This is a genomic window from Bacillus sp. MMSF_3328 (genome assembly GCF_030733525.1).
Classification (GTDB): Bacteria; Bacillota; Bacilli; order Bacillales; family Cytobacillaceae; genus Bacillus_AB; species Bacillus_AB infantis.
Window position 1 is genome coordinate 1 of record NZ_JASHIV010000040.1, and the last position, 9,218, is coordinate 9,218.

The window sequence follows — 9,218 nt, forward strand, 5'->3', positions numbered from 1 at the left end:
GATTTATCTCCTTAAACTTACTCCATAAAAATTCAGCATCCAATTTATAAAAATCTATTGCATGCATTAGATTTAAATTCTCTTGTAATTTTATATTTTCCTGCTCTGTTAACATAAAATAACCAGCTTGGTCTGCTACATAATGGTCTATGTAGTCATCATCTAGGCTATTCGTATAGCTAATTTTAAGATAGGTTTTTATTTCTGGATTAACATAAAGAGAAGGCTGTTCTTTCTGGCTAACACTATTAAACGATCTATATAGCTCGACAAAGAATTTTCGATTCGGTTTATAAGGATATAAAATTACCTGGTTTCCTTGCAATAAGTTTCCAGACCTAACGCCATAATATCCAAGCACAGGAATAAATACCTTTTTGTATTCAGAGGAATTAACAAACAATTCAATATAAGATTCATACTCCAGGTTAACCTTTTTTAAAGATATATTTTGCTCCTTATAAATATTTAATACCTCATGTGAGAGTTCTGTTTGTAATGTACTTTCCTGAGCACTGACTATAATTCTTGGATGAAGCTTATGTGAGCTTTCTAATATCCTTTTATTATATTCTTCCCGTTTATTCACTTCTTTTGTATATTTAATGGTTATGTAGCCCAGTATTATAGGGACAAAAGATGCTGAAATAAAATAAATGATTTCTAGAACAGCTCTTATTGACAAATAATTTGTCTCAAGCCAATTAAATATTGTTTTCATATATAAATGCTCCCGTTATTTGGATTGATTAATCATTAGATTGTTGTATTTTCTGGGCTTTTCTTTGCGTGCGCGAATAGCTTATCTATATAACTGTAAAGCGTAGCCTGACTAATACCTTACTTCGTTCAACCCTATTGGGATCCACTTGTGGCTGGCCTCCCTTTCGCCATGGCAGCTCTAGCTCTTTTCTTGTTCGTTCGCTAGCGATATCCCGGTCTAATTTTCAAAGATTTGTCTTTATGCCAAAGAAATTACTCTCTTCAGTCGAGGAGGTATTAATTTTATCGTCTATCAAACCGAACTGAATTGAAAAGTTTTGTAAACACCATTATTTGTAGTTACGACTTTATCCACTGTTTGCAGCTGCACTACCATTGTCTTTAATTCTGACCATTCTGTACCATAACATCATCAATGTATATTTTTTAGCAGCCGGCTTCGAGTACATGAAGCTGAGCCTTTATGCAATTGATTTCTGTTGGACCCTTAGCATCCCAATTATTATTCCCCCACCCCTTTCTTTTTGTTTAAGGTTCTCTTTTAATTGATGGGTTAATTGTTGCTAAAAGTTTATCAAAAAGAGAAATTGGTGTATATCAACATTTGATATTTTGGTAAATAAACAAGGAAACGGCTTCATTAAGTTTAACTAAAAGCAGTATTTATCAGTTAGAAATTATAGAGATGGAGCTCCTGCATTGCTCTTTTGATCGTTCCATAGCCATCATGTAATTCAAAGTGTAGATGCTGGCCTTTTGAATCCCCAGTAATGACCATATATCCTAAGCGCTGCCCCAGAATCTTTATTTTATTTTCCCAACTCAACCTTTTAGATGGAACAAAAAAACTGTCAGCAAGCGCTGACAGCTTTGGTATGCATGATTAAATAGTACTCTTTTTATACTTCTCCAGCCGCTTCTTAACATCTTCTCTTTTCATATCGAGTTCATCAAAAGAAAGCTGCTGTGTTTCTGTAACAGTAATATTAAGAGCCTGGTATAGACGGTCTTTTATTATCTCAAATTTAGTGTCAGCCTCCGCTGGATTTAATTCCAACTTAACCTGCAACTCTTCAACAGATTTTTCTTCTACAAACCAGCTTTGTAACGGCTCATTTGTTCTGTTCCAATAGTCTGTAAGGTATTTGAGTATTGCAGCTGAATCAGCATTTTCTTCCAGCTGAGGATTATTATTTAACAGGGATTTGGCATAATCTGAACAGATGGCTTTATAAGTATATCCTCCGATAGAAGAAATGGTTGATGCCCTCTTTTCAGCATATTCAATATTTCTTTTGATTTGTTCCAATGAGTATGTATTGAAAAGGTAATCAAATAACTCCTTTTTCACCTTCAATTTAGTTAAGCGATCCCGTAGACTTTGTTCTTTTTCTTGGTCCTCTGGAACGACAACGACATGAGGGATTTCCTTGATGGGTGACGAATTGTTCTTTCTGCTGTTTATTTGAAATATAATCCCCGTTACCTTTCTGCCTTTTTTCACTTCTTGAAAGGTAAAACTAATATCCGTTTTTTCCGCTAGCTCCTGTTTAGCTGCATTTATCACGCGGTCTTTCAAATGACCATATTGTTTGTATTTTGACTTTTCAATACCCAATTTCTCTCTTAATTCATCAATCGTAAATGTCCTTTTTCTTAAACTTTCATATTGCTTTAGCAATTCATAAATTCGAATAGAATACACGGAATTTAATTGAATGACATTTTCCAACTGATAAGATGTAAATCGCTCCTTCAATTGAAGGAAAAATTCTTTAAGATCCGGATTGAATTTGAGTATCACTGTGCCCTCTTGTTCAGCATAAATAGAGGTTACTAGCCAGTTAGCAACTATAGTCTTGTTATCTTTTTTAAATTCAACCGTCTTTCCCTGAAGACCTTTAACAACGCTTTTTATGTATGAATACATACTGGTTTGACTACTAATTCCAATCTTGTCTACCAGATCGGTAACTCTGAATTTATAGGGTTTGAAATCCTCGTCACTTGGCTGAACCTTACTCGCGGTAATCAAGAGGATCCGCTGCTCCTGGAGGGTAAGTTTATATTGGGACTCGATGATGGTATTTGACTTGGTTATCCAATCTTTTGAATCAATCTCATAAATTTGTGCATTTAATTTATCAGTCATGATAGGATCCTTCCCACTTCCATCTACTTATCACAAATATACATGAAGTGATAGTGGGGAGCAATAAAAAGTACACGTTATATTTGTGATAGTTAAAACAATGAGCAATCCCTTCATCCGTTAAATTTGTGATAATTAGGCGTTAATTTTGTGATAGTTGGCTGCAATAAAGAGCTCGGAACCATTGTTTAAAAAGGGGTTCGATAAAATTCGATAATTATTTTGAACACCGAACTCCACAATACCCATATTTTTCAAAAATATAGCACTTACATGAATCAAATAAGGCTACCTCTACCATCGTTAAATTTGTGATAATAGAGCGTTAAAAAAGTGATAGAGGCGTTATATTTGTGATAATAAGGCGTTATATCTGTGATAATAAGCGTAAATATAATGAGATTAACCGTTATATTTGTGATAGTTTAAGTTAAATATGTGAGTTTTCCCGTTAAATTTGTGATAATAGAATCTATTAAACCTCTCTATGAAAGGCTTTATCCTATGTCTAAAACATTTAAAACAATATAAAGTTAAAAACAATTAAAATAATATAAAACAACAAAGTTGTATATTAATATAATTTCATTCAATTTTTTTCTAGAGGTTACTCCTATCATCCTATTATAGAACTAGGATAATATGTACAAATAATTAGTTGCCGACAAAAGCCTAGCTCCAAAGATTACTTTCTAAATTTTTATGTGAAGATTAAGCTGGTATATAAAAGCCATCCCCTTTATAGGGATGGCTTTTATACAAAGTTCTCTCTCTCATTTATCCTTTCTTGGAACGCTTGCCTTGTTGTTTCTTATACATATTTGTACTAAAACACAATTATTATTTAAACCAGTCTAATAAAAAGCCACTTTCATCATATTTTTTTCTAAGGCGATGATCTTGATAGAGATACTCGTCCGGAATATTACAGGGGTTATAACCTTTCATATAAAATAGCACTAAAGTTATGGGAACCCCATTATATTTTCTCGGCGGTGTCCCCCCAATATCTGTATCCCAATAAGGATGCGATGGCTCCATACAATATGATACTGTATCTGTAGATAGAGTTAAAAAGTTTACCTGAGGTAATACTGATAAAAATAACAGTGCTGCCACTAGTTTCTTGTTTCTTGTGACACTTAATATCAGGAATTCAACTAGAACAAAAAAAACACATAAACTTGTTATTACCAAAAAGCCAATTATCCCATGCCTGTATGTAATAGCAAAAATATTTACTGCTAAGAATAAAAGCATTGAAATGGTTATAAATAGGTAGAGCCCATCTATACGACTTTCTTTATCTACAATCAAGCATTTTAAATTTTCATAACCTCTTCTAACCATAGTACTTTTTCGCCTCTTGACCCATACGATTACACTTCCTTACTGCTACTTATGAACTAACAAATAAATATATCGGTAATAATAGCTTTATTTTAAGTTTTAGTATCTATGAATTCGGATTAGATGGTCAATATTGGTACAAATTTATCTTTAATTATTAGATGAAACAAGTCAAAACTCCATCAATCCTTACTTCTCCGCTGTTGGTTAAATAGGAATAGCTTACATACCTTTCTTTTCTTTATCATGGGTATTCACCATGTTAAGATAACTTTCATTTAAGAACCTGCTCCAATTAAATAACGCCCTAAACCCAATTCTTTCAAGGGTTCAAGACGATTGTTTCGTGTATCGAACTTTCAGGGTAATCACCTCCTGATGAGGCAAATCGGTCATTCTAACGCCTCCACTGCAGCACTTTATTCTAACCCGTACCAAGAAAAAGCGAAGCAAGCTGCCAAACAGCTGGGACGACGGAGAACAAAATAATTAAGCGGGAACTGAACTAATTAAACTTATGAAAAGAGAGCTTCTGCAGGCTCTCTTTTTAGTTGTTAAGTTACGATTCAGTGGATTTCCGAACAAAAGGCTGAAGCAAATGGCCTCTGGTCCCCCGCCGGGGTGAGTACCGGCGCCTCCCCCTGCCGGCCGGATAGAACCCAGATCTGAAAGTGCTGAAGTACTTACCCAGCAAACCATCCACCAACGGACCGTCCTGGGTCAGGAAATGGTGTATTGACCTTCAGCTCCCCCACAGGGAAATCGCAGGCACCGGCCTCTCCGGCTGCTGGTCCAGTGCCTCCAGGAACCGATATAGAGGAAGTATCCGTCTAGCCGCTTTCCCTGCTGGTAGGTTAGCCGATACCGCTCCCATGAGGGAGGGATGGTTGTATATAGAGATAATTAGAATCAATAAATAAATGAAGGAAACAGGCATCTTACCCGTTTCCAAAATAATTTATTTGCTTATGTGAGATATAATTGTCCGTTGAAGTTTCATTGAACTTCCTTCTGTTTTAACTGTTTGCATGAAGTCCATAAATATAATTGAAACCATCTCTTCCACCGATATGTCGGTATTAACCATGTTGAATAAATCATCCAATAAGACTTCTCCTCTTAGTATCTCCGATTCGCGCATTCTTAGCGTTATATACGCTGTTTTGGCTTCTTTTAGACTCTCTTCAGTCAATTCTTCCTCATTATGCTCAAAACTAAATACACGGGTTGTGAGAGGCTTCATATTAGTAGTCTGTTTTGAACTTTTCTGGAAATATCTTTTTTTGCCGGACACCAGAAAGTTTGTTACATGTTCGTGGTTAGCCTTCCCTCTCTTTACTTGTGTCAAAAAGTCATCGTAAAGCAGCCAAATCAGAATAGCGACATCAAAATTAAATGGTACCTGGTCATTAAAGTTGTCTCTTAGATCCTGGATAAACACTTTGGCTCTGATCAAGTAATAATGAGGTATGGCTATTTTTAAGTAGCGCTTATCAGAAAAAAAGGAGAAAAAACCTTTTGGTTCCGTAATCCCAGAAAGCTGCTTTTGAAGAAGATCCAACGTGCTATAAGATTTTTTCAAGTGACCCTTCTCCTTCCATCCATTTCAAGACAGAAAAAATGATTTGAAAAACGACTTTTCTATCTGAAAGATTTTTTTGTATAGCTATTCCATGTGGCCCGCCAATTGAATGGATATACTCGTTTTCCAGAAGGTTAGTGTGCATATAGGTTTTGGTGTCAGTGTATTCATGTGTCCACTGCAGCAGATGTGGATGCTGCAGTCCGTATCTAAGTAAGAGTGTATTAAATTTGGTTTGTGTAATTTCCGCCTTCCCTTGAAATTTCAGATGTCTATTCCCTTGTTTACAATGACTTCTGAGCTTCATTTGAACAATCGATGTGATTGGGAACTTTATATTGTGCTGCCGATCACTTCGGACGGCCCGCGGTTGTTTGGGTTTCTGGTTCCTTTTTATCTCTGTCGGCTTCACTTCTTTTACTATCTTAGAATTGCTGAAGATAGGATTGATATACTCCACCCTTCTTCTCCCCCTTCCGATTTTTTTACCTTACTCCATGGTCACTTTTCCACTTTTCCACCCTTAATAGATATATAGAGAAGAGAGGACGAGTTTATTCCTTATAGCTGTATATTTTTTTGGGAGGTTGACCATAATTGATTTAACGAGAAATTGTAAGGAGTGTTGTTTATGTTCAGTAAGAATAAGAAGGAAAAAGATTTGATTAAGAAGATCCAGAAAGCTACAAAAAAGGCAGAGAAAGCTGGAGTGAAATTAGTAAGTATAAAAATTAAATAAAGACGAATATATAAGTTTTGGTTTTTCTAAGTAAGATGTGAGAATTGTAAAAAACAATTTTAACCAACCTTTTAAAGTGAGTACTTTACTGAAGGAAATGGACTTCTCTGACCGGTACAATGGTACTGTAATCCGAGATAAATTTGACAATACTATAGATGATCTGCAAGCAGAAGGTGTAATTAAACAATGGAGATATGTCGATGGTATTGATGAAGATCGGATAAGAAAAATAAATTGGATAAAAAGCTATTGGTCAAAATTGAATGTTCATATCCGGCCAGCTGAATATGTAGTTAAAGAAAATAAAAAGATCATTTCTTCACCGGCCACTTCAGTGCAGAAACTGGAATTTGAGAAACATTAACGAGCAAACTCCGAAAAAAGAGAAAAAGATCCTGGATTCTCCGGACCAGGTTGTCGAGGTATCTTTTGATAACGAACCGGAAATATTTGAGCAGCAATCATTCAGTTTTTCTTCAATGGGAAACTGAACTAACCCCTGAAAATATTAAAAAAATTTTGGCTAGGTTAAATATGAGTATTAGACAAGCAGCTGATGAAATTGGAATAGCTCATACAACTTTGTCTCGATACATTAACAGAGAGAACAAGAGGCAAAATAAGAAGAATGAACAAAAGATGAAAAATTTGTTGGAGCAAAAGTTAGCTATTAATAAAGATAACCATTATAAGTTGAGCTTTCATTTGAAAAACTTCCGATAATGGAGGCTTTTGTATCTCCTTTTGGTTTAAGTGATTCCCTACATCATTTGACCAGGAATTAATCCATAAATGCTAAACGTTTGTTAGATAATTCTCATAGTTTTTTGGACTCGTATCAACACCACGATTTTAAAAGTACATTTTTATAAACGAATAAAGTTGTATATTGATGACCATACTATTTAACATAATTGAATTGAGTATACATGTATACCTTGCACGGAATAATTGTTATAATATGTTTAACAAAGTTTAAGCAATTATCATTAATTACCAATTAATGGAGTTTGCTTAAATGAAAAATGACCGGAAGCACTCCCAATGCTCCGGCCATTAAAATGTTACTATCTATGGTAACTCTTTTTACCTGAAACCTTTTTCAACTTACGCTTGCTGCGTTTTTGAAAAGGTTTCTTTTTATTTGCTTTTCGATCTATAAAGTCTGAAAAGCTAAAGAAAATATTTGCAATAATAGCTATTGCTTCTAGATATTTCATCCAATCGTTCACTAATTCACCACCTTTCTTTCGTAATCTATTAATACCACTCCTTTCTCTCATATTATTATAGGCGGTTCATAGAAAATTATAACATAGATGGTAATCTACATTAATCATATCCTCAAAATACCTTTTTTGATTCAATTCAGGTATCTCTAAATAGTTCACAAACTGCCTTTGAACTCTATTATACTGCAATCCTCCTCCCAATCTAATACTTAGGTAAAACAATACGATTTTTTTTCATCCTGGTAGAAGATAACCGGCAGCTGATGATACCACGCCGGCGACCTTACACTTCTGGCAACGGCCAGGTAGTGTTGCTATGGGAAGGCTTCCGATGCTGCTTGTTTGCCCTACCCTTCCAGGATAACAGTCAGCCCGAGGATACCGTGCCGACGTCGGGCGTTCTCGGAGTACGGCTTGTTCAGCAGTTGCTGGAGACTCCAGGCTGTACTTATGCCTCTTCCTGAATATTTGTCCATAGCGAGGTTCCCGCGCAGGCGACTGGACGCTCCTGACAGATTCCAGGTGCACTTGGAGCTCGGATAGGTCCTGTAGGTGCGGGCAGACCGCCCCCAGTTGCCCCATGAGCACTTCAAAGATAACAGTCATTCTGCGGTGATCGATGCTACCAGGAACGCAATTATGTTAGTAGCTGAAGGAAATGGCCCAACTGTCCCACCCCCTATTTTTTCAATAAAAAAGACAGCAATGAGTACTTTCATTACTGCCTTTAAACCCACTTATCAAAAGATGGTATCCGTAATAGTCCCTTTGATGTTAGGTTTCTATACTTGACTTCACATTTCATTGCTTCATTAAACCAAATATTATTCTGCTTGTCTGTATTGCCGGTTTTTCTTGCCCAATCATAAATTTTTATCCGATCCTTTTTAGGAGCAAACTCCATTACTCCAGCTGCTCTTCCGTCCATAAAGGAAAGATACGCTCCAAATTCACCGTCCCTAATTCCAGTGATTTGTACTGTTTCATAACTATAGTTTATCAGCTTTAACCATGTGTCGGATCTTTTACCGACTTGGTAAAAGGAGTTTCGATTAGCATCCGTTCTTTTTAAGCAGATCCCCTCTAGCCCCCGGTCTTTAATTGCCTGAAAGTACTCTTTGGCGTGGCCTTCAATAAATTGTGTCTTTGCTATCAAAGTATTATCTTCAGGAATAATTTCATTCAAAATTCTCTTTCTCTCCAGTAAAGGTAAAGATGTTGTGTCTTCCCCCTGGTACCTTATCACATCAAAGGCAACGAATTGTACGCCCTCGCTGTTTTTGCTTCTATACTTCTCCATTAGGAGTTCAAAATCCGGTACTCCCATCTCATTTAAAGCAACCAATTCTCCATCTATGATGGTTTAACTATACTATAATAATTACAGGATGGAATGTTTAATATATAACGTTTTATCCTCTTTTTTATTCATAATAT

The 9,218-nt window shown here is 35.9% G+C and carries 8 protein-coding genes; 1 reads left to right on the top strand and 7 read right to left on the bottom strand.

Annotation, left to right across the window (positions count from 1 at the left end; all coding sequences use genetic code 11):
- The 5 genes from RBB45_RS26175 to RBB45_RS26195 form a co-directional block, all read right to left on the bottom strand.
- Positions 1 to 721: hypothetical protein (locus RBB45_RS26175; RefSeq protein ID WP_306010633.1), on the bottom strand; the 721-nt coding region annotated here is incomplete at its 3' end.
- 885 nt (positions 722 to 1,606) lie between these two features.
- A complete protein-coding gene (locus tag RBB45_RS26180) occupies positions 1,607 to 2,875 on the bottom strand; it encodes a replication initiation protein (protein WP_306010634.1) in 1,269 nt (422 codons plus the stop codon).
- 840 nt (positions 2,876 to 3,715) lie between these two features.
- Positions 3,716 to 4,225, bottom strand: a complete 510-nt coding sequence (locus RBB45_RS26185; protein WP_306010635.1) for a hypothetical protein — start codon at positions 4,223 to 4,225, stop codon at positions 3,716 to 3,718.
- 958 nt (positions 4,226 to 5,183) lie between these two features.
- Positions 5,184 to 5,807, bottom strand: coding sequence for a hypothetical protein (locus tag RBB45_RS26190; protein WP_306010636.1), 624 nt, complete (start codon positions 5,805 to 5,807; stop codon positions 5,184 to 5,186).
- Complete coding sequence (locus RBB45_RS26195) at positions 5,791 to 6,267, bottom strand: hypothetical protein (RefSeq protein ID WP_306010637.1); 477 nt, start codon at positions 6,265 to 6,267, stop codon at positions 5,791 to 5,793. The genes RBB45_RS26190 and RBB45_RS26195 overlap by 17 nt, the downstream gene beginning before the upstream one ends.
- A gap of 801 nt (positions 6,268 to 7,068) precedes the next feature.
- Between RBB45_RS26195 and RBB45_RS26200 the strand changes: the two genes are divergently transcribed.
- Positions 7,069 to 7,272: a helix-turn-helix domain-containing protein gene (locus tag RBB45_RS26200; RefSeq protein ID WP_306010640.1), complete on the top strand. Its 204-nt coding sequence runs from the start codon at positions 7,069 to 7,071 to the stop codon at positions 7,270 to 7,272.
- Between the two features lie 344 nt (positions 7,273 to 7,616).
- Here RBB45_RS26200 and RBB45_RS26205 read toward each other — a convergent pair whose 3' ends face one another.
- The gene (locus RBB45_RS26205; protein WP_306010639.1) at positions 7,617 to 7,781 is read right to left on the bottom strand and encodes a hypothetical protein; all 165 of its coding nucleotides are present in this window, start codon (positions 7,779 to 7,781) and stop codon (positions 7,617 to 7,619) included.
- 727 nt (positions 7,782 to 8,508) lie between these two features.
- Positions 8,509 to 9,141: an ATP-dependent DNA ligase gene (locus RBB45_RS26210; RefSeq protein WP_336990371.1), complete on the bottom strand. Its 633-nt coding sequence runs from the start codon at positions 9,139 to 9,141 to the stop codon at positions 8,509 to 8,511.
- Positions 9,142 to 9,218: the final 77 nt, after the last annotated feature.